At 38.3% G+C, this 20,647-nt stretch carries 20 protein-coding genes; 10 read left to right on the top strand and 10 right to left on the bottom strand.

What is annotated here, in order from left to right; all coding sequences use genetic code 11:
• Positions 1–33 precede the first annotated feature (33 nt).
• The 3 genes from B4F31_RS03735 to B4F31_RS03725 all read right to left on the bottom strand — a co-directional run bounded on the left by B4F31_RS03735 (position 34) and on the right by B4F31_RS03725 (position 2,777).
• Positions 34–942 carry a L,D-transpeptidase gene (locus B4F31_RS03735; RefSeq protein ID WP_286760660.1) on the bottom strand — a complete coding sequence of 303 codons (909 nt, stop codon included), beginning with the start codon at positions 940–942 and terminating at the stop codon, positions 34–36.
• Positions 943–1,378: 436 nt separating this feature from the next.
• Entirely contained in the window at positions 1,379–2,140 is a 762-nt protein-coding gene (gene yaaA, locus B4F31_RS03730; protein ID WP_286760659.1) for a peroxide stress protein YaaA, read from the bottom strand.
• A 145-nt stretch (positions 2,141–2,285) separates the two neighbouring features.
• The gene (locus B4F31_RS03725) at positions 2,286–2,777 is read right to left on the bottom strand and encodes a CIA30 family protein (protein WP_232228857.1); all 492 of its coding nucleotides are present in this window, start codon (positions 2,775–2,777) and stop codon (positions 2,286–2,288) included.
• A gap of 227 nt (positions 2,778–3,004) precedes the next feature.
• Between B4F31_RS03725 and B4F31_RS03720 the strand changes: the two genes are divergently transcribed.
• Both B4F31_RS03720 and B4F31_RS03715 read left to right on the top strand, forming a co-directional pair.
• The gene (locus B4F31_RS03720; RefSeq protein ID WP_075328011.1) at positions 3,005–3,391 is read left to right on the top strand and encodes a (deoxy)nucleoside triphosphate pyrophosphohydrolase; all 387 of its coding nucleotides are present in this window, start codon (positions 3,005–3,007) and stop codon (positions 3,389–3,391) included.
• Positions 3,388–3,963 carry a hypothetical protein gene (locus B4F31_RS03715; protein WP_286760658.1) on the top strand — a complete coding sequence of 192 codons (576 nt, stop codon included), beginning with the start codon at positions 3,388–3,390 and terminating at the stop codon, positions 3,961–3,963. Before B4F31_RS03720 ends, B4F31_RS03715 begins: the two co-directional genes overlap by 4 nt.
• 30 nt (positions 3,964–3,993) lie before the next feature.
• Here the strand turns inward: B4F31_RS03715 and istB are convergent, their stop codons facing one another.
• A complete protein-coding gene (gene istB / locus B4F31_RS03710; RefSeq protein ID WP_286760657.1) occupies positions 3,994–4,731 on the bottom strand; it encodes an IS21-like element helper ATPase IstB in 738 nt (245 codons plus the stop codon).
• A gap of 23 nt (positions 4,732–4,754) precedes the next feature.
• Positions 4,755–6,308 (bottom strand): IS21 family transposase, encoded by a 1,554-nt coding sequence (gene istA / locus B4F31_RS03705; protein ID WP_286760656.1) that lies wholly within the window; start codon positions 6,306–6,308, stop codon positions 4,755–4,757.
• A gap of 157 nt (positions 6,309–6,465) precedes the next feature.
• On the opposite strand from istA, the gene B4F31_RS03700 reads away from it, so the two are divergent.
• From B4F31_RS03700 to B4F31_RS03680, 5 genes are all read left to right on the top strand, one after another.
• Positions 6,466–9,123 carry a DUF3427 domain-containing protein gene (locus tag B4F31_RS03700; protein WP_349675916.1) on the top strand — a complete coding sequence of 886 codons (2,658 nt, stop codon included), beginning with the start codon at positions 6,466–6,468 and terminating at the stop codon, positions 9,121–9,123.
• A 1-nt stretch (position 9,124) separates the two neighbouring features.
• Positions 9,125–10,105 carry an HNH endonuclease gene (locus tag B4F31_RS03695; protein WP_075327527.1) on the top strand — a complete coding sequence of 327 codons (981 nt, stop codon included), beginning with the start codon at positions 9,125–9,127 and terminating at the stop codon, positions 10,103–10,105.
• A gap of 400 nt (positions 10,106–10,505) precedes the next feature.
• Positions 10,506–10,802, top strand: a complete 297-nt coding sequence (locus tag B4F31_RS03690) for a TIGR03643 family protein (protein ID WP_093303666.1) — start codon at positions 10,506–10,508, stop codon at positions 10,800–10,802.
• Between the two features lie 93 nt (positions 10,803–10,895).
• Positions 10,896–11,144: a hypothetical protein gene (locus B4F31_RS03685; protein ID WP_075327529.1), complete on the top strand. Its 249-nt coding sequence runs from the start codon at positions 10,896–10,898 to the stop codon at positions 11,142–11,144.
• A 336-nt stretch (positions 11,145–11,480) separates the two neighbouring features.
• A complete protein-coding gene (locus tag B4F31_RS03680; protein ID WP_286760655.1) occupies positions 11,481–12,209 on the top strand; it encodes an SDR family oxidoreductase in 729 nt (242 codons plus the stop codon).
• 113 nt (positions 12,210–12,322) lie between these two features.
• On the opposite strand, the gene B4F31_RS03675 is transcribed toward B4F31_RS03680, so the two are convergent.
• From B4F31_RS03675 to B4F31_RS03660, 4 genes are read right to left on the bottom strand one after another with little or no spacing between them, the layout of a single operon-like run.
• Positions 12,323–12,607, bottom strand: a complete 285-nt coding sequence (locus tag B4F31_RS03675) for a type II toxin-antitoxin system RelE/ParE family toxin (protein ID WP_286760654.1) — start codon at positions 12,605–12,607, stop codon at positions 12,323–12,325.
• Positions 12,597–12,830, bottom strand: coding sequence for a hypothetical protein (locus tag B4F31_RS03670; RefSeq protein WP_093303672.1), 234 nt, complete (start codon positions 12,828–12,830; stop codon positions 12,597–12,599). Before B4F31_RS03670 ends, B4F31_RS03675 begins: the two co-directional genes overlap by 11 nt.
• Before the next feature lie 36 nt (positions 12,831–12,866).
• Positions 12,867–13,913, bottom strand: a complete 1,047-nt coding sequence (locus B4F31_RS03665) for an RluA family pseudouridine synthase (protein ID WP_286760653.1) — start codon at positions 13,911–13,913, stop codon at positions 12,867–12,869.
• Entirely contained in the window at positions 13,913–14,530 is a 618-nt protein-coding gene (locus B4F31_RS03660) for a PASTA domain-containing protein (protein ID WP_075327534.1), read from the bottom strand. Before B4F31_RS03660 ends, B4F31_RS03665 begins: the two co-directional genes overlap by 1 nt.
• Positions 14,531–14,708: 178 nt before the next feature.
• On the opposite strand from B4F31_RS03660, the gene B4F31_RS03655 reads away from it, so the two are divergent.
• From B4F31_RS03655 to B4F31_RS03645, 3 genes are all read left to right on the top strand, one after another.
• Positions 14,709–15,689 carry a D-alanine--D-alanine ligase gene (locus tag B4F31_RS03655; RefSeq protein WP_286760652.1) on the top strand — a complete coding sequence of 327 codons (981 nt, stop codon included), beginning with the start codon at positions 14,709–14,711 and terminating at the stop codon, positions 15,687–15,689.
• 1,032 nt (positions 15,690–16,721) lie between these two features.
• Positions 16,722–17,174, top strand: a complete 453-nt coding sequence (gene coaD, locus B4F31_RS03650) for a pantetheine-phosphate adenylyltransferase (RefSeq protein ID WP_286760651.1) — start codon at positions 16,722–16,724, stop codon at positions 17,172–17,174.
• Positions 17,175–17,235: 61 nt separating this feature from the next.
• On the top strand, positions 17,236–17,454 hold the full coding sequence (locus tag B4F31_RS03645; protein WP_286760650.1) for a hypothetical protein: 219 nt from the start codon (positions 17,236–17,238) through the stop codon (positions 17,452–17,454).
• Positions 17,455–17,672: 218 nt separating this feature from the next.
• Here the strand turns inward: B4F31_RS03645 and B4F31_RS03640 are convergent.
• On the bottom strand, positions 17,673–20,647 hold a 2,975-nt coding region (locus B4F31_RS03640), incomplete at its 5' end, for an Ig-like domain-containing protein (RefSeq protein WP_286760649.1).

The following is a 20,647-nucleotide window of genomic DNA, read 5'->3' as shown; positions in this document are numbered from 1 at the left end:
AATTTCTGACTAAAATACAAAATCTAAAAGCATCTAAAGCACAATATCCTGGTCGCTTAAGTCTTCAAATTTAAAGTTTAAGGGATCGTTTTTATAACGCTGGGCATAAACTTTTAGCGTATCTATCTCAGCCTTGTTTAAGTCATTACTTCGCCCGTTTTCTGCAAGTTTAAACCAGGGTTGAATATCATTATAATCATATTCACCTATCACCATAAATGGGGTTCCATTTTGTACAATCACATCACTTTTTAATTCCCACATATTGGCCCAATCGTAAATCATTTTTGCATCTTCCCGGTACATCCTAACGCAGCCGTGGCTGGCAGGATATCCCGGGAGCGTATATTCGTGTGTCCCAATTCCTTCAAAATTCATAAAATTAAAATAATAAGGCATAATCCAGGATTGGTCTATGGTACTTATTTTTCGCTTGGCTTTATAATTGCCGTAGTATAAACCCGAAGGTGTGCCTGTGCTTTGCTTCCCGGTACTCACCGGACCCCAATGCAATAAATTCCCATTTTCGTAAAGTGCAAAAGCCTGGATTCGTTTTGAAATTATCACGGTTTTTTCTATTGAATCTAATGGCTTCATTAGTTTCGGAAAAGGTGCATAGACATTCAAATCCTTTACCAAAGAATCGGGAATTATTAGTTTGGCACCGGGTTTAACGCGATAAGCGTCAATTCGGTTTAGCGTATAGACCAACTTTACATCTTCTTCAGAAAAATCATTAAAAAGACTATCCAAATGTTCTTTATTCTGAATAGAATCTAACCGGTAAGTAGTTTTAAAAACCGGTGGTTCCATTGAAATAGTATCTAATTGCGTTGGTGGAACTTTTTTCTTCGGTTCCTGTGCATTATTATTACAGGCAGTAAAAATTAAAAGAATAATCCCAGAAAAAAGCAGGATTAATTTAGTGTATTGTTGTTTCAAAATTGGCAGATTTAGGTTGTGCGTCACGGAAATAAAACATTCCTATACGATTACGAAATTAGATCGCTAATCTTTTTTCAGCTGCCAAGGAAGCGTTAATAATTTGTTGGGAGATTGGTAAAAGTTGTTCAGTTTTCGGTTGTGAGTGGTCAGTTGTGAGTTATCGGTTTTGAGTTTTCAAAAAATATCCTGATTTCTGAAACTTTATTATTTTCTCTCTTCTCTTACCTTTAACTTTTCGCTTAACTTTTAAACACAAAGCACTTTTCGATACTTCCGACTCTCGTCGGAAACTCAAAGTGACTAGGAATTGTAACTACAGATCGCCACGCTCGTTCCGAACTCGCGATGACGAATACAAGAATTGCTTAAAAACCGAGAACTCAAGAACCCTAACCACTGCCCACTGAGACTGCTTACTGAAAACTGAAAAGAACTAACGAATAAAAACCGGTTCGTTCTCTTTCTCCGTATGTTCTTCACTAAAACGGTAATCCATATAATCAAAACTTTTTAGCTCTTCCATGGTATTTACGTCTTTATCGATAATATAACGTACCATTGCCCCGCGCGCTTTTTTTGCGAAGAAACTGATGATCTTTAATTTTCCGTTCTTGAAATCTTTAAATACAGGTGAGATCACGTCAGCTTTTAGTTTTTTAGTGTCAACAGCTTTAAAATACTCGTTGCTGGCCAGGTTGATAAAAAGTTCGCCTTCCTTCATTTCATCATTCAGGAGTTTAGTAACTTTTGATTGCCAAACTTCATAAAGATTATTCTTACGCTCAATACCTACAGAAGTTCCCATCTCTAGCCGATAAGGCTGCATAAGATCCAGCGGTTTTAGCACGCCATAAAGTCCCGAAAGGATTCGTAAAATATCCTGAAGGCGGTCCAGTTTATCGGTGGGGATGGTATAGGCATCCAGGCCGGTGTAAACATCTCCGTTAAACGCATACATCGCCGGGCGGGAATTCTTTTTGTTGTGTTCTTCCTCAAAATCCTGGTAGCGGGTATAATTAAGATCGGCCAACTTATCGCTGATTCCCATTAATTTTGAAATCTCATTTTTTGTCATTCTCGCCATCTTGCGATTAAGCTTCACCGTGGTTTCTAAAAAAGCAGGCTGAGTGCCGCGGGTAGTAGGTAATTTAGATTCGTAATCCAGGCTTTTGGCCGGGGAAACAACAATTTTCATAGGTAAGTAGTTTTACTTCAAAGATAAGTGAAAGCATAGCAATTAGGAAAACTGCCTATTATTAGTTTTTTATAGAAAGATAGTTAAGACTTATTGGCGCTGAAAAACGATAAATTAATTCGGAAAATCTTTTTCAGCGAGATACTTACTCCAACTCTATTTTATCAATTTCCAGCCTAAAATCTTCTGCTTTTTTATTCCCGATTAAAAAGCGAATTTCCTGAATACTCTCTGCAGAAAAATTAGGAAGATCAAGTTTTCTACCACGAAAAACCGGTTCCATTTCCTTTAGCGGAACTTCAATTGTTTGCCATTCTCCCGTGGTTTTGAAGGTGTAGATATAAGAAGCTCTATCCTGTAAATTGGCCTTCATTCTAAATTGATAAGATTTCCCGTCTCCTTTCAGCAAGATCAGCGCTTTTTTATAGCCTTTAATATTTTTAGATGGAAAATGATACTGCACCGAAGCAAAACCACCGTTGTTTTCCAACGAAACATGGCCAGTAAAAATAGCATTGCCAGACTCACTGCGTTCCAGCCTGGCAGTGGAGTTTCCCCCCATTACTACATCGTTTTCTACTTCCCAGGCACTCCAGTTAGAGGTAACGCTAAAATCGAAAAGAAGTAATTTACTCATAACCAAGAATATTAATATTAAGAAGAATTGCTGCTGAAACATTTTTTGTTTTAAAGTTAGGGGAATTCTTTTGGTAAATCCGGGATTTTAAGAAGAGATAGTTATGAGTATTTTGAGTTAATAAAATTTTATCGGTTTATGGAAAACCTTTTTTGGTTTCTAAATTAAATGTTAAATTGAGCTTTATAATTTTCTTTATTGAATTAGTTTCTAATAAAATCCCTTTAATGATAAAAGTTGCTTGTGCTATTATAGAACATGAGGGTAAAGTATTGTGTGCGCAAAGAAGCAGTAAAATGCATTTACCAAACAAATGGGAGTTTCCTGGTGGAAAAGTAAAAGAAGAAACTCTTGAAGAGTGTCTCACACGAGAAATTATAGAAGAATTAGGAGTAGAAATTAAAGTTTTGGAACAATTACCCTCCAACGAACATAGCTATCCTGAATCAAAGAAAATTCAATTGATACCTTTCCGATGTTCTTTGCAGACTTTCAAAATTATGCTTTTAGAACATTCGCAAGTAGAATGGTTTCCTATTGAAAAATTAAAATCTTTAGATTGGGCTGAAGCAGATATTCCAATTGTTAATTATTATATCAATAAGTATAAATGAGTTTTGAAACAGGCCTTTACGAGCAGCTAATAACTAAATTAGTTTCCAATAAACTCGAAAATGTAGATTTACAGAAATTCCACGTTAGCGAAACACCTTTAGATAAGGAAGAAGCTTCTCAATATTTGAGTACTTATTTGAGTGAAAACATCAAATTTGCGTTGGAGGAAATCAAAGATAAAGACCGTCCTTTAAAACAAATTGAATTATCGAATAAAATTATAAATCTTTTAGTAGAAGAGCTCAACAGTGCAGAATTCTCTGAAAATTTAATTGAAAACGAAGGAAAGATTTTACAGGCTGTTTTTTCTAAACTAGATTTTCCATATTCAAATTTGAAGGCCAGGCTGAAGGAAATTACTCCTTACACTCGGTTAAGTCAAAGCGAACTATTTACCGGAAACAATGTTGGAATTTCCTTGGAGAGTGAAATTAAAAAAGAAATTCTTTCTGCCGATGAAATATGCTGGCTAGTTTCTTTTATTAAATTTTCTGGAATTCGAATATTTAAAAAGGAATGGCTATTTCGGAGTGATGGTGCCACCTGTTTCGGTCAAACAGTGCCACTTTAAAAGATACTGCAATTATATAAAAAATTAATGTTACTCGTTCTTTAAAGCTCCTTTTCTTAGTGATTCTCCTTTGAGGTCGATCCGATGTGAGGAGTTTACGATCCTGTCCAAAATAGCGTCTGCAATAGTTCCTTCCCCAATAATATCATACCAGGCTGATACAGGTATTTGTGAAGATATAATTGTGGAAGCTTTGTTGTACCGGTCATCGATGATATCCATCAGGGTTTCCCTGGCGTGGTTATCAAAGCTCTGCAGACCAAAGTCATCCAGGATTAATAAATCTGCTTTGATGAGTTTCCCAAGTTCCTTAAGATAAGTGCCATCTACTTTACTTAGTTTTAATTTCTTAAAAAGGCGGGCAGTATTGGTGTAAATGGTTTTGTATTCCATCATACAACCCTGATGCCCTAAAGCCTGGGCCAAGTAACTTTTGCCAACCCCGGACGCCCCGGTAAGGATAATATTTTCCTTTCTGGTGATAAAATCCAGGGTGCCTAAACGGGTAAACATGTTCTTGTCCAGGTTGCGTTGCTGGGTGTAATTCACATCGGACAGGTTCGCTTCTTGTTTAAAGCCGGCCTGTTTTAAGAGCCGCTCTATCTTCCGGTTCTGCCGGTCTTCCCATTGGTGATCGATCAGCAGAGCGAGGTATTCATCAGCAGTGATATTCTCTATGCGGTTGTCCTTTATGTGCTGCAGGTGCAACTGGGCCATAGCCCCCAGGCGCATTTGTTTTAGTTTTTCAATAGTCTGATTGTTGTTCATATTCATTAGATTTAAATGGTTTATTATTGATATGCAGAAGCACCCCGCAAGTTATCGTGTTCCGGGATGTGTGGTTTATCTTCTTCGAGGTCCTGGTAAAACAGAGAGCTTTTGTCCAGGTTGTTTTTCAGGATATTCTTAATGCGCAGGTAAGTAACCGCGTCTGCTTGCAAAGCTCTTTTACAGGCATCATCCAATCGCTGGGAGCCATAGGATTTATGGAGCTGGATGACCCCCATAGCTCGTTTGTATCCTATTTCCGGATAGTCTACCGCGGTGATTATTTTCTCGATACAGCCCAGCACGTGCTTGCCATGTATGGCCGCTTTCTTTTTAAAAAATTCAGGGCTCCAATCGCTATAGTATTTATGTGTACTGCTTAGATGATCTTTGTTGGTATTATAACTGCCTTTTGAGGGGTTGCGCTGGTGCAGGGCGATCCGCTGATGATAGTAATATACTTCAACCACGGAACTGGTATAATGGATGGTGGTTTCTTTTCCTATGTAACGATAGGGTGCGCTGTAATAGCTTTTATCCGGGGAGAAGTATACATAGCCTATTTTCTGAACCTTTGCCCTTCGGTAGCCTTTCAGTTCATAGACTGTCTCTGGCAAGGGCTTTAAGTATTCCCGTTCCACAGATTGGAAGAGTTCCCTGCGACTGGCTTCTTTGCGGGAGAACAACAGGTCATTGTACCGCTCCAACAAGCGTTTTATCTCCCGGTTAAGATCTTCTAAAGAGAAGAAGCTCATTTCCCGAAGGGGATAATAGATCCGCTGGTAGGCAAGGTTTACGGCATTCTCCACCAACGCTTTATCTTGCGGGGCATAGCCCCGGGCAGGATTGATCACACAGTCGTAATGCCGTGCGAAGTCTTTAAAACTCCTGTTGATGTCAGCCTCATATCTGCTGGCACGGGTAACCGCTGATTTCAGGTTGTCGGAGACAATTGCTTTAGGGACGCCTCCATAAAAGTGCAGGGCATTACAGCAACAAGTAATCAGGTCCTCACGTTTCTGGCTTTTACAGGCTTCCACGTAAGTATACTGGCTATTAGGAAGGATGGCTACAAATACATCTACCGGGGTCAGTTCCCCGGTTTCCTTATCAATAATTTGGAGCTTTTTGCCGGCATAATCAATAAAGACTTCATTCCCAGGGTCGTGTTCAAGTTTCATCGAACCTTTAACCTTGGCATATTTGCGCCGGTAGTGTTCCATAAACTGGGTGTAGCCGTATGGATCTTTGGCCTGCCCTACATATTCCTGATAATGGTATAAAAAAGTAAACCCTGGATGATTCCGGGCCTTGTTGACCCCCTCAAAATATAACATCAGTTCCTCATAACGAGGGTTGTCAATAGTAGTGTGTGAAGGAAAAAGCTTCTCTAAGCTAGCATTATCAAGGTGCAATAATTCTTTAGGAGAAGGGCCGCTGGCCTTGAACAACCGCATATAAGTATTTACCGTATTGCGGGAGATCCCAAGGGTGGCACCTATTTTACGGTTGCTAAATCCATCGAGATGTAAGGATATAATTTGTTTTAAGTCCATTGGATCAAGTGTATTGGCCATATCGCTTGTTTTTAAGCGACAAGGTATTATTTACTTGATCTTTCAAAGTGGCACAAAACGAACCGAAACAACTGGCACAAAACGAACCGATATAGGTTTAACTTAAAACCAAAAGTGGCACAATTTGAACCGAAATGCCTGGCACTAACCGACCGAAATCACTGGCACAAATCGATCCGAGATATCCAAGGAACTAGAAGAATTTACCAAAAGCGGTAAAAAATTAAAGATTATTACCACTTCTTATATGGGTGCCACAGATGTAAAAGCTGTGGAATACCTCTCATCGCTTGCAAATACTGAAATAAAAGTTTCCTATAATTCAGAACACGAAAGGCTGCACGCAAAAGCTTATTTATTTTTACGAAATTCAGGTTTTCATACTGGCTATATTGGTTCTTCTAATCTTTCTCGTTCAGCTTTAACTAATGGCCTGGAATGGAACCTTAAAGTTACCACCCAAGAAATAGGTCATATTATAGATAAGTTTCAAAAAACTTTTGAAACTTATTGGGAAGATCCTGAATTCGAATTTTATAAAAAAGGCACACATAGAGAAAAGCTAAGCACTGCTCTTAAAAGACAGAGTTCATATAATACAAGTCAAATTACCACTTTCTTCGAACTAAAACCATATTCTTACCAAGAAGAAATTTTATCTAAATTACAGGCAGAAAGAGAAATTCACAATCGAAATAAAAATTTATTAGTTGCAGCTACGGGAACAGGAAAGACCGTTATTTCTGCTTTTGATTTTAAGAAATTTAAGAACAAAAATCCAAACTCAAAATTTTTATTCGTTGCGCATCGTAAAGAAATTTTGATGCAGGCACGTTCCACCTTTCAGCACGTTCTACGCGATGCTAATTTCGGTGAACTTTGGGTAGATGGGAATGAACCAGAAAAGTATGATGAGCTATTCGCGTCTGTTCAAACACTGCACAGTAGATTGAAAATGCTAGATTTAGCAGAGGATTTTTTCAACTACATAATTATAGATGAGGTTCATCACATTAAAGCTGACAGCTATCGTCCAATTTTAAAAAGATTTAATCCAAAAATTCTCTTAGGTCTAACCGCAACTCCAGAAAGAATGGATGGTGGTGACATAGCAGAAGATTTTCATAATAGAATTGCTGCGGAAATAAGACTACCTGAAGCCCTAAACAGGAAGCTTCTTAGTCCTTTCCAGTATTTTGCACTTTCCGATTCCGTTGATCTTTCCAGCGTTCAATGGCGAGGTAAATACGAAGTAAAGGAGCTTACTAAACTTTATACTGAAAATGATCGGCGATTAGCTGACATTATAAAGAATTGTGAAGAATATTTAACCGACATTAATGATGTTCAAGCTCTTGGGTTTTGTGTAAGTCAGGAACACGCCAAATATATGGCTGAGAAATTTGTTCTTTCTGGTTTAAAAGCAGATTATCTCGTTAGCGGAAATAGCGGCTCAAGAGATTTGGTTAGAAACAAACTCATTAAAAAAGAAATTAATTATCTATTTGTGGTCGATATATTCAACGAAGGTGTTGATATCCCAAATATTGATACAGTTCTTTTCTTAAGGCCAACTGAGAGTTTGACAATTTTCTTACAACAGCTAGGGCGTGGATTACGCTTAGCTGAAGATAAAGATTGCTTAACGGTACTTGATTTTGTAGGAAATGCTAGGCCAGAGTATGATTTTGAGCATAAGTTTAGAGCGCTTGTTGGTAAAACTCATACATCTATAATCACAGAGATCGAGGATGAATTTCCACATCTTCCATTAGGATGCTCAATTGTACTAGAGAAAAAAGCTAAAGAAGTAATTCTGCGAAATATTAGGGAGGCTACTGAATTTAGAAGACCTCAACTTCTTCAGAAAATTCAAAGATTCAAACATCACTCGACACTCCCGCTTACGTTACATAATTTTTTAGAGTTTCACCACTTAGATATCCGACAGGTCTATAAAAAAGGAAGTTGGAAAAGATTATGTGCAGATGCTAAAGTAATTCCAGATTTTAATGAACCTCAAGAGAAAGAATTAACTGCTTGCCTGCAAAGAAAGCTTATTCACGCCAATTCTCTTACTTACTTGAAATTCATTAAAAAATTGATTTCGGAAAATATAAATCTTGATTTGTTAAACAAAGAGGAAGAGGTTATGCTTCTAATGTTTCATTACGACGTTTGGAAAGAAACTGGTACCAATTTAGGCTTCTCAAATGTTAGAGAAAGTATTCGTTCTCTTCTGAAAAATAAAAATATGCTTCGTGAAATGCAGGAGTTCATAGAATACCAAATTGAAAAAATTGAATTTGTAGAAAAAGATATAGATTTGGAATTCGATTTCCCTTTAAAACTTCATAGTAGATATAATAGAGAAGAAATTTTAGTAGCATTAGGTTTGAGTAGCTTTAAGAAGAAATCATCAAACCGGGAAGGAGTAGCTCAAAATAAAGATTTGAATATAGAAGCGCTCTTTGTAACACTTAAAAAAACTGAAAAAGAATATTCCCCTACCACAATGTATGAAGATTATGCATTGAATAAGAGATTATTCCACTGGCAATCGCAAAACAGTACTGCTCCAGATTCTCCAAAAGGCGAGTCCTATATTAAGCACCGGGATAAAGGAAAAAAAATACTCTTATTTGTTAGAGAACAGAACGTGGATGAATATGGGTTTACAATGTCTTATACCTTTTTAGGTGAAGCAGATTTCGTGAAATCGAAAGGCGCTAAACCAATGAACGTTAAATGGAAACTTCATGAAGAAATGCCTTCTTATATTTTAAAAGAAAGTCAGAAATTGGCAGTAGGATAATATGTCTGAAGAAATTATTTATAAATATTCGAACTATTTTAAAAAACTAAACCGTGGTTTCAGCGAAAATCTAGGTAGAGCTCCTCATAAACCAATTCTTCTTCTCGCCATAATTCAGCTAATTGCTAAAGGAGTGATTAAATCAAACAGAATATTTATTATCTCCGAAATTATTCTAGCTTTTAAGCAAAATTGGGAAGAACTTGTACAAACTGGTCATTCTCGAAATTTCTCTTTACCATTTTTTCATATGAGATCAGAGCCATTCTGGCATCTAGTTCCTAAACCGGGAAAAGATATCGTAACCACAAGTTCTAAAAGTATCAAAAGCTTTAATAATTTAAATGAATCAATTGCCTTTGCTGAGATAGATAAGGATTTATTTTTCTTACTTCAGCTTCCAGAAAACCAATTGTGGTTCGAGCAGCTTTTAATTGAAGCTTTTTTTCCTGATTTCAGAAATAATTACTTGAGACAAGACAATTATTATGAAGAAAATAAAATTAAAAACGAGATACTAAATGAGCCCAAAGAATATTATCAGAATCATATTGCCGAATTAAGGGAAACTTTGGAGCAGAGCGATTTTGAAGAAGAAATTTTCGTGCGAGGTGGAATGTTTAAAAAAACTATACCCAAAATTTACGATTACACCTGTTGTATTTCGGGTTTAAAAATAAATTCTACTCAAAATGTACAAATGGTAGATGCCTGCCATATTTATCCTTTCAGTATTTCGAATGATGATACAGTCACGAATGGTATTGCATTATCACCAACACTTCATCGGGCCTTCGATCGTGGTCTAGTAACAATTAATTCAGATTTCTTAGTTAGAATTTCACCAACAATAGAGGATGAAAACTCAAGCTTCCCACTGTCAGCTTTTGAAGGAAAGCAAATTTTATTACCAGAAAATGAAAATTGGTTTCCATCACCGGAAGCTTTAAAATGGCATAATAGGGAAGTTTTCATATTATAAATTCATAATCAACATTTTTTTTGCGTTAGGGATTGCAGTGGAAATCCTTTTTGGGAGAAACGAGCAAACTACCCCAGAGCAAGAACCTGAAATATTTAAAAAAACTTCAATTTCAAGACAAACCATAAATCATTAAATCTCGATTATCGAGCAAAAAGATTGTAGCGTAAAGCCCGACCCGCCAGGGAAACGCCCAAATAATTTTTATTCTGCTTCAATTTATTGATTTCTATAAAATTGCTTTCTTTTTTACAAAACCTTCACCAATGTTCAAGCTTTCAAAGTCTTCTATTTTCTTAAATTTGAAATAAGCAATTTCGGGGTAGGCCGGCAAGGCTTAAAAAAATTGATTTCGAGGAGAACCCGGAATGAATTTTAAAACCTCACTTATCGAGTAAAAATGAGCATCGCTGAAAAGTTTGAATTAGATGAGCGCCAGCAAGACCGGGTAATTGCTATGGCCTGGGAAGACCGTACGCCATTTGAAGCTATTGAATACCAGTTTGGACTTACCGAAAAAGAGGTGATTAAGTTTATGCAAGAGCAAATGCACCCGCGCAACTGGAGAAAATGGCGCGCCAGGGTACAGGGTAGAAAGACCAAACACGCAAAATTAAGGGATATGGAGATCTCCAGGTTTAAGTCTGCCGCACAACGCCAAATTACCGGGAATCGCATTTCAAAAAAGAAATATTAAGGATTTGAAACACTCTGGAAATCAATTAATTTCTACTTAAACTTAATTTTAACACAACTTTTCCTTATCTTATACTTCCAAAAAACTCAAAAAATGGAAGGTTCCCGTAAACATCCCAAGCTTGTTAAAGCCTTTAGCGGTAGTTTTCTTTGGCGAAATACCGGAGGAATTATTATAGATTATAACGGGCGTTTGCTTAATTCGGCGAATTACCAATACAAGACTTCTGGAGGGAAATTCATAAAAATAAGATTTAAGAAAAAACTGAATTCGGCTAAAAAACTACCAAAATTTAACTGCGCGTGGAAAATGATGACGAATGTAAATTGTTCGTTGAATTGAGATTAGCGTTTATATATTTAATTCTTTTGCAGATTTAAGAAACAACCTAGACCCTGAGACAAGCTCAGGGTGACGATCTCACGATATGATGTCCCTAAGCTTCGGGATATTTCAGGAGCTAGAATGATGATTAATCTATACCTATTAGAACCCCCGATAATCTGATGGAATTAAAATTACTTAGACCCCGAAACAAGTTCGGGGTGATGGGGGAACCCTTAATCCTGGATCCCTAATTAAAGATCTTACTCGTTAAATTCCTGTTATTTCAAACTTCTTTAACGCCTTAAACTTCTAATTCCTCCCAACTTGCAAACCAACCAATAAACAAACAACATGAATTTGAATAATAAAGTAGCCGTAGTAACCGGCGCAAGTAGCGGAATTGGAAAATCTATTGCCGAAGAACTTTCTAAGAAAGGCTGTAAAGTAGCTTTAGCCAGCCGTAGCCTGGATAAATTGAAAGATATAGTAAAAGGCCTTAGCGATAGTTTTGAAGTGGAAATGGACGTTACCAGCGATAAAAGTGTGACTGAAGCTTTTGAGAAAATATACGATAGATTTGGAAAGATAGATATTCTGGTAAATTCGGCAGGAGTGATGCCCCTTACCTACCTTAAAAACCGCAAGCTAGAAGACTGGCTACAAACTATTGAAGTAAATGTAAAAGGAACGCTACGTTGTATCCACGCTGCGCTTCCAACAATGAAAAAGCAAAAAAGCGGACATATAATTAATATAGCCTCGGTAGATGGAAAAGAGATTTTTGAAGGCGGCGCTGTATATGGTGCTTCTAAGGCTGCAGTGATAGAACTTTCCCGCGCCATGCGAATGGAACTTTCTCCCGACTTTAATATTCGGGTAACTTCTATTGAACCGGGAACTGTAGAAACACGGCTTAGGGAAGACATTAGCGATGAAGAATTACTGGAAGACAAGGATTATGGCAACGGCGAACCTAAATTAGCTCCCCAAAATATTGCCGATGCGGTTCTTTACGCCACTACCCAACCCGATAGTGTGAATGTAAACGAGTTGCTTATAAAACCTACCGGAAAGAGCTAGAAAGCAGTAGTTTTTAAAATTGAGAAATATATTTGAACAGGAACCCCTCCGGCCTGCGGCCACCTCCCCTTAAAAATAAAGGGGAGGAACTTTTGGGTTGTTTTTAAAACAATTTATTGAGAGAAATCTTCGTGTTTTAAAAGAGCGAAAACCAGAATCATTTTATTTTCAGAATCTATCCTGAAAATGATTACATATCCTTTGAAAATCATTTCCCGGATATTTTCATTTTCAAAATAAATTGATGGACGAAAAAAGTATGGGTAATCTGAAATTTTTCGAATTTCAGACAATAAGTCGGTTTTAAATTTTCTAGCCGCTGCGGGTTTATCTTTTGCAATATATCTTACCTGACGTTCAAGTTTAGTCCTGAATTTTGAAGATAATTTAATCTTCATATTCACTTATAACCTTTTCCAAATAGCTGTCATATTCTTCGAGATCCATTAAATCGGAATTCCCTTCTTCAATTGCTTCCAGCTCCTTTTGAAGATTTGCTTTTTGCTTTTCAAAATCTGAATCAGGGATAATTTCGAGTTCATTTTTATCGAACTTTTCCAAAAACTCCATTAAGTCTTTATAGGCTTCTCTAGTACTAACTTTTAGGTGTATGTTTTCCATTTCAACAAGCTTTCTTATAAAGCTAACGAAAAAACCTTACAAAACCTCTTTCTGGTTTTTGGCGTAGTTACGCCATTTTTCAATACAAGCCTGGATATCTTCAGGGATTTCTGTATTGAAACTCATTGCTTCGCCGGTTTTTGGGTGGATAAACCCAAGGGTTTTGGCGTGTAGTGCCTGGCGGGGCAAAATCTTAAAACAGTTATCTACAAATTGCTTGTATTTACTAAAAGTAGTTCCTTTTAAAATCTTTTCACCACCATAGCGCTCGTCGTTAAACAGTGTATGCTCAATGTGTTTCATATGCACCCTAATTTGGTGCGTTCTTCCGGTTTCGAGCTTGCAGGAAACCAAAGTTACATAACCAAAGCGCTCTAAAACTTTATAATGGGTTACTGCGGGTTTTCCTTTTTCGGCTTCATCACCTTCATAAACCGTGTTTTGTAAACGGTTTTTAGGATGACGACCAATATTGCCTTCTACCCTGCCCTCATCTTCTTCAACATTTCCCCAAACCAGGGCCACGTATTCGCGTTCGCTGGTTTTATCAAAAAACTGTTTGGAGAGGTGCGCCATTGCTTCCTCAGTCTTGGCGATAACTAAAAGTCCGCTGGTATCTTTATCAATTCTGTGCACCAAACCTGGCCGGTCGCTGGAGTTATTCGGCAGATTTTCAAAATGGTAAATCAGTGCATTTATAAGCGTGCCACTGTAATTTCCGTGACCGGGATGTACTACCATTCCTGCCGGTTTATTTACCACAAGCAAGGTATCGTCTTCATAAACAATATCTAACGGAATATTCTCTGGAGTAAGCAAAAACTCGTACGGCGGATGCTCAAACATTACCTGCACCACATCACCGGCTTTTACTTTATAATTTTGCTTAACCTTTTCTTCGTTAACGTAGATGTTTCCGGTTTTGGCGGCTTTCTGAATTTTATTCCGCGTGGCATTTTCAATAAAATTCATTAAGAATTTATCTACCCGCAACGGACTCTGGCCGGGACCGGCCTCAAATTTATGATGTTCGTATAAAGTTTCGTCCTGTTCCTCTATTTCGTGTTGCTCGTCTTCCTTCATTAAAATTCTATTTCCTCCTCTTCAGAAGTTATACTATCCTGCTCTTCTTCACCTTCCATTCTATATCTTCCCGAGCCATCGCCCAATACAAGATCAATTTTAGAAGTTTTCATCAACTCATCTCCCGGTTCCAGTTTTTTACCTTTATGTCTTAATTCCAATACCGCGTCTTCGGCAATATCGGGTTTATAACTTACGTCACCAATTTCAAAACCTAAAGATCGCAAGGTAGGTTCGGCCTGGCGACGGGTTCTCCTAATCAAATCGGGGATCATTATTTTTCGGTAACCAGACGGATTCAATGTAAGGTAAATCTTTCTGTTTTCCTTTACAAATTGTCCCGGTTCCGGTACTTGTTCTATTACAGAATATCGCGGAAAATCGGGATTAAAATTTGCCGAATCCAGGATTTCATACCTTAAATCGAGTTCAGCCAGTTGATCGTCTACCACATCTAAAGACTGTTTAGAGAGGTCTGGCACTGCAATTCGTTGATCCTGGTTGGTAGAATAATCCAACCATCTAAGAGCTAAAAAAGCGAGTACCACAATTACAATGGCAGCAATCACCAATTGAATTAAAAAGGTTTTGCTGAAAATAAATTTAAAGAATCCCATACATTTGTTTCTAAGCAGCAAAGATATAAAACCCCTGCTTTTGGTGACAGATTGTTTGTAGATTTGTTCTCACAGTTATCGGTACTGGGTTTTGAGTCCTCAGAGAGTATTCTAACCAGGCCAAATAGCTGAAAAACTGTTAACCGAAAACAGATAACTGACAACTGATAACGGAGAAATGAAGAAAAAAATTGCCATCGCCATGGGCGGCTTTTCCAGTGAATATAGAATTTCCATCAATAGTGGAAATATGGTGTATAAACATCTTAACCGCGATTTGTACGAACCATACCGCGTGCATATCTTGCAAAAAGAATGGTTTGTGGTGGCCGATGATGATACTCCCTACCCGATTAACAAAAACGATTTTACCGTAAAAATTGCCGGAAAAACAATTTCCTTCGATTGCGTTTTTAATACTATTCATGGTACACCGGGAGAAAACGGACTCTTGCAAGCTTATCTGGAATTGGTGGGAATCCCACAAACTACCTGTGGGTATTATCAGGCAGCTTTAACCTTCAATAAACGCGACCTGATAAGCGTTTTAAAACCTTACGGAATAAAAACTGCAGTTAATTATTTTCTGAATAAGGAGGACAAAGTGAATGCGGAAGAAATTATTGCGAAGGTCGGGTTGCCTTGTTTTGTTAAGGCCAATCGTGCCGGCAGTAGTTTTGGAATTACCAAGGTTAAAACCGAAGAAGAATTAGTTCCCGCTACAAAAACTGCCTTTAAAGAAGATGATGAAGTGATTATTGAATCTTTCCTGGATGGCACCGAGGTTTCTGTTGGGGTGATCACTTATAAAGGGAAAGTAAAAGCCCTGCCGGTGACCGAGATTATTTCTGAAAATGAATTCTTTGATTACGAGGCTAAATATTTAGGAAAATCGCAGGAAATCACCCCGGCGAATATTTCTAAAGAAAAAACCAAACAGGTGCAGGAAATCGCTAAACTGATTTATAAAAAACTCAAAATGCGAGGCTTTACCCGATCGGAATTTATTTTTCATAATGGCGAGCCTCATTTTATTGAAATGAATACTACTCCCGGTTTAAGTCAGGCGAGTATTTTACCTCAACAAGCCGAGGCCGCTGGAATCACTCTAACCGATCTCTACGGAAGTGCGATTGAAACGGCTTTGAAAGCCCCCTAGCTTCCCGATGTAAATTCGGGACAAGCACCGAAGGGGGAATCTCATTGGAGAAAAAATATGGCCTACTTTGTTCGTGATTTTGCGATTTTTTTATTTCGTCCAGCTGAACTTGTTTCAGCTTCTAACATGTTTTAATCACCAACAACTTAGATCCTGAAACAAGTTGAGGATGACGCTTAAAACACTTTTAAGGTGGTAGCTTTAAAAAACTGTATGGAGAAAAGCTTCAGTAACAAAATACACTTCTCGATACTTCCTCCTCGCGTTGGGAACTCGAAGTAACGAGTAGTTCCAAACAACAAACCACCTCCTCCTTTGGGTACTCCTCCTTAGGAAGGAGGAGAGCTTTTTGAAAAGATCGCCACGCTCGTGCCTCGCTCGCGATGACGTTCCCTGGTAATTTCCACTTCTCATACTTCCTCCTACGTCGGAAAATCGAGGTGAGGTCTGTTTGTACAAGCTCTCAGAAAAAATTATCTAACTTAAAATATGACCTTTCGAGCGTAGCGAGACATACACTCCGTGTGTGAGTGTAGAAAATCAGCAGCGTTAAAAATTTTTGAAGCCCTGGAGAAAATTTAGCTGCTGATTTGCGATTTATTCTGCCTCCGACGACTGAAGGGAGAGGAAGGCACTGCCAAAAAACACCTCCACATAGGACGCCTTTTTTTGTTTCGTTTTTTGGGCGAGCAAAAAATGAAAAATGATAGTAAGACGTGGTAACTGTTTTGGGATAGTACTATTTTCCTGAGAGGTTTTAACTTCTAACAAAAGATCGCCACGCTCGTTCCTCGCTCGCGATGACATTGCTTGTTAATTTCCACTTGTCATACTTCCTCCTCCCATCAAAAAACCCGAAGTGACGGAAGAACTGGAATAAATTCATCTAAAAATGACTAAATTAGATTTCCGTTTTCACGGGAAAGACGAAATTGAGTTTAATGGTTTCCTGTTGGAATTTATCCCGATATATATCGGGACGGGAAAGACAAAAAAGTTTCCCGTCTGCAGGGGAAAGACTAAATTTGATTTATGAAAAAAGCAGTATTTCCGGGGTCTTTTGATCCTATTACTTTAGGCCACACCGATATCATTGAAAGAGCACTCCCGTTATTCGATGAGATTATTTTGGCTATTGGTACGAATTCCGATAAAAAATATATGTTCTCGCTGGAAGAACGACTTCATTTTTTAAAAGAAACGTTTAAAGATGAACCCAAAATAAACGTAACTACTTACAAAGGACTTACCGTTGATTTCTGTAAGGAACAAAACGCTGCTTTCCTCCTACGCGGATTACGCAACGCACAGGACCTTGAATTTGAAAAAGCCATTGGGCAAACCAATTACAAAATGAGCAGGATAGACACCTTGTTTTTTATCACCTCTTCCGGAAAAAGTCATATTTCCTCTACTGTGGTTCGGGACGTGATTCGCAATAATGGCGATTATGAGTTTATGGTGCCAGATGTGGTGAGGAAGTGAAATGCCGTTAATCAATATTAGATTATATTTTTAGTGAATCTGTTTTTAGAATTAAATTAGAATGGATATTCAAACCACTAAGCTCAAATTACTTAAAACAATTTTGAAGAATGAAAATTCAGAATTCATCCAGAAGGTGACTGATTTGGTTCAAAAAGAAAATCCGGATTTCTGGGAGGAGTTAAACGAAAATGAACAGAACGAGATCAGGCAGGGAATTGAAGAGTTGGATAAAGGAAAAAGAGTTTCTTACGAATCTTTCTTAAAGAAAATTTCCTGATGAAAGTTTATCTTTTTGAACTCGTATCAAACTCTAAATCAACCACAACTTAGATCCTGAAACAAGTTCAGGATGACGTTTAATAGGTTTTCTAATCAACTTCCTTCTCCGTCGGAAACTCGAAGTGACGGGAACTACAAATCCTAAACCTCAAACAACAAACCCACTGCCAACTGCTCACTGGGATACTGTCCACTGAAACACTGTATACTAAAAAACTATCTCTTAATTATCGCGCGTTTTACTATTACGCCTTCGTTGGTGAAGATCTGCAAGGTGTAGACCGATTCTTCCACGCCCTGGATAGTCATTCTGTAGAAGCGGGCATTGGCGTTATAATCCTGCTGCATAATGTAACGCCCACGGGAATCAAAAACCCGCACCTGCTCAATAAACATTCCCTCGGGAGTGGCAATGGTGAAAATACCGTTGTTGGGGTTTGGGTAGAGAAATAAATATTCGTTCTCCCCCGGTTCGGGAAGATCACAGCCTTCGCCGCTAATTCTTACCTGTATATTTTTATCACTCCTGTTTCCGTTAATATCTTCTACCTCAACGTTTACCGAATTCATGCCCACATCCTTACAGGTGAAAACCGTCTTGCTAAAACGGTAAATTAGTTCTTCGCTGCAACTATCTTCGGCTGAAATATCGCTTTCTTCCAGGTAGGCGAAACCTTCAATGTCTAATGTGAGTTCTACCAGGTTTGTATTGATCTCTGGTGGAAGTTCATCGCGAACATCTACGTTTATGGTACAACTACCTGTTTCATCGCCAGAATAATCTAACTGAATAAATGCCGCACCTAAATCTTCGCAAGTAAAATTTAACCGACTTGCTTCTAAATTAAGTCCGCTGGCGTTGCCGGTGTAGAGCTCCTGAATATTGAGATTGGCCTCGCCGTTTTCATCAAGAAAAACTTCAATATTTTCACGGCATTCAAATTCTCCTGAAGCTTCGCCCCGTACTTCTACCGTGGTCTCACAGGAATCTATATTTCCAGCATCGTCCCGAACGGTTAAAGTTACCGGCACGTCGCCAATATCGGCGGTGGTGAAATCTACCTGACTTAAAGCCATGGAAACAATTCCGCAGTTATCGGTAGAGTTATTGCCCAGGTCTTCTGGAGTTATGCTTGCAGTACCATTATTGTTTAAATTAACCACATAACCGGAAACACAATTTGCAACCGGGTCCTGATCATCTACCAGGTTTACCATAAAATAGCACTCGTCTGTTTCGCCGTTAAGGCTGGCGGTGAGTTTAATTTGGGTACTTTCAGTAAGTATGGTGCCTACCGGTGGGGTTTGTGTTATATCGGCACCGGGAAAATTAACATCGGCATTGGAGGTATAATCTGGTAGCCAGAAACTGCAATTATCGTCTGGGTTTACATTTTTATCTATTAGGCAGGAAATATTTAAAACATCGGCTTCGGTTAATTCCAGCTCAAAACTACAACTGGCTTCCAGGCCGCCTTCATCTTCTACAAAAAGATTTACCGTAGTGTTATTATAAATTATCTCCCCGGCAGCGGGTTCCTGGCGGAAACTTACTTCACCACAATTATCTGAAATCCCGGCCATATTTTCGTAATTGGGTACCTCAAAACCGGTATCGGGATCAAAGCTTTCTATCTGATCGTTAGGGCAGGAAATGCCTGGCGGAATTAAATCTACAACATTTACCAAAAATTCACATTCTCCCACAAATTCAGCTGAACCAAACTCCCTGATTTCTACAGTTATTAAATAAGTATCCTCGGTTAGCTTTTCGTAAGTTTGCGTCATTGCCGGGTTAAAATTTTGGGCTTGAACGAAGAAGGTATAACTGGGTATATTAAGCTCACAATCTTCATCCAGCGTAATATTGGGGATTTCTGCTTCTTCGATACAGCGGTAAACACGATCTGTATCTTCTGGGAGAATTTCTATGGTAGTGGTACATTGGTCGGTATTTCCCGCAGCATCTTCTACATACAAAATAATATTTTTTGTTCCGGGAATTGTAAAAGTATCTTCGGAAAGCGTCCTGGTGATTTCACAGTTATCTTCGGAATTTAAATCTATAGCCGATGGCGAAATTGTAACACTCCCATTTTGCAATCTAAATTCCCTTCCCGGTGCTACACAATTTGCTACAGGTAAAATATCATCAGAAATCATTACTTCAGTAACACAAGTATCGCTTAAGCCTGTATCAGGATCTGTAGCGGTTAAAATCACGGTGTTTTCGCCAAGATTGGAACAATCAAAATTTTCTATATCTACACTTAGTTCCAGGTTTCCCCGCTCGCCATCCAAAATATCTTCAGGATTTAAAGTGACCTGCCCATCTTGGTCCAGGAAAAGCTCGTGAGTTACACATTCTATTTCGGGTGCGTTAGGGTCTGGGGCGTTTACGGTTATAGTAACTGTAGCAATATTAGAATCTAATTCCCCATCATTTGCGCGATAAGTAAAACTATCCTGACCCGAAAATGCATCCTCTGGCTCATATTCAAACGAACCATCAGAATTTAAAGTCACCGTTCCATTTTGCGCACCTTCTTCCAGATTTGCATTTAAATTATCTTCGTCTTCATCCTCATCATTTCCTAAAACGCCAGGCGCAGGAATATTTAAAATTTCGTCCTGATCTACTTCGTAAGTATCATCTTCGGCAATAGGAGCAGAATTTACCTGATTCACAGTAATTGTAACTCTTACCTCACCCGAAAAATCTTCGCCATCATAGGCTACGTAAATAAAATCATCTACTCCCGTAAAACCTGGGTCTGGTTCGTAGGTAAACGAACCATTGGAAGCGAAATTGAAATCACCATTTGCCGCAGGTCTTCTTAAATCTGCGGTAAGGTTATCTCCATCAGGATCACTGTCATTTTCCAAAACACCCGGTGCAGATATATTGAGTACTTCCCCTTGATTTATTGTGTAAGATTCAGCTAAAGCATTTGGTATTCTGTTTACCGGAACTACTTCATTCACCGTTATAGTTACGGTAGCAGGATCAGAATTTTCCTCACCATCTGTAGCATAATAGGTAAAAGTATCTTCATCTGAAAAATCGGTGTTTGGTGTATAAGTGAAAGAACCATCATTTTCAAAATTCAAAGTTCCGTTCTGAACATCATCAACTAAAACTGCGGTTAATGCATCATCTTCAGGATCGGAATCATTTTCGAGAACTCCAT

It is taken from the genome of Salegentibacter sp. UBA1130, assembly GCF_002311535.1.
Lineage (GTDB): Bacteria > Bacteroidota > Bacteroidia > Flavobacteriales > Flavobacteriaceae > Salegentibacter > Salegentibacter agarivorans.
This window is presented reverse-complemented; position numbering and strand designations above follow the sequence as displayed.

Coding starts and splice junctions, on each gene's coding strand:
- yaaA (WP_286760659.1), bottom strand. CDS start 2,140: ATGAAAATTGTTGTTTCCCCGGCCAAAAGCCTGGATTACGAATCTAAA.
- B4F31_RS03725 (WP_232228857.1), bottom strand. CDS start 2,777: ATGAGTAAATTACTTCTTTTCGATTTTAGCGTTACCTCTAACTGGAGT.
- B4F31_RS03720 (WP_075328011.1), top strand. CDS start 3,005: ATGATAAAAGTTGCTTGTGCTATTATAGAACATGAGGGTAAAGTATTG.
- B4F31_RS03715 (WP_286760658.1), top strand. CDS start 3,388: ATGAGTTTTGAAACAGGCCTTTACGAGCAGCTAATAACTAAATTAGTT.
- istB (WP_286760657.1), bottom strand. CDS start 4,731: ATGAACAACAATCAGACTATTGAAAAACTAAAACAAATGCGCCTGGGG.
- istA (WP_286760656.1), bottom strand. CDS start 6,308: ATGGCCAATACACTTGATCCAATGGACTTAAAACAAATTATATCCTTA.
- B4F31_RS03695 (WP_075327527.1), top strand. CDS start 9,125: ATGTCTGAAGAAATTATTTATAAATATTCGAACTATTTTAAAAAACTA.
- B4F31_RS03690 (WP_093303666.1), top strand. CDS start 10,506: ATGAGCATCGCTGAAAAGTTTGAATTAGATGAGCGCCAGCAAGACCGG.
- B4F31_RS03685 (WP_075327529.1), top strand. CDS start 10,896: ATGGAAGGTTCCCGTAAACATCCCAAGCTTGTTAAAGCCTTTAGCGGT.
- B4F31_RS03680 (WP_286760655.1), top strand. CDS start 11,481: ATGAATTTGAATAATAAAGTAGCCGTAGTAACCGGCGCAAGTAGCGGA.
- B4F31_RS03675 (WP_286760654.1), bottom strand. CDS start 12,607: ATGAAGATTAAATTATCTTCAAAATTCAGGACTAAACTTGAACGTCAG.
- B4F31_RS03670 (WP_093303672.1), bottom strand. CDS start 12,830: ATGGAAAACATACACCTAAAAGTTAGTACTAGAGAAGCCTATAAAGAC.
- B4F31_RS03665 (WP_286760653.1), bottom strand. CDS start 13,913: ATGAAGGAAGACGAGCAACACGAAATAGAGGAACAGGACGAAACTTTA.
- B4F31_RS03660 (WP_075327534.1), bottom strand. CDS start 14,530: ATGGGATTCTTTAAATTTATTTTCAGCAAAACCTTTTTAATTCAATTG.
- B4F31_RS03655 (WP_286760652.1), top strand. CDS start 14,709: ATGAAGAAAAAAATTGCCATCGCCATGGGCGGCTTTTCCAGTGAATAT.
- coaD (WP_286760651.1), top strand. CDS start 16,722: ATGAAAAAAGCAGTATTTCCGGGGTCTTTTGATCCTATTACTTTAGGC.
- B4F31_RS03645 (WP_286760650.1), top strand. CDS start 17,236: ATGGATATTCAAACCACTAAGCTCAAATTACTTAAAACAATTTTGAAG.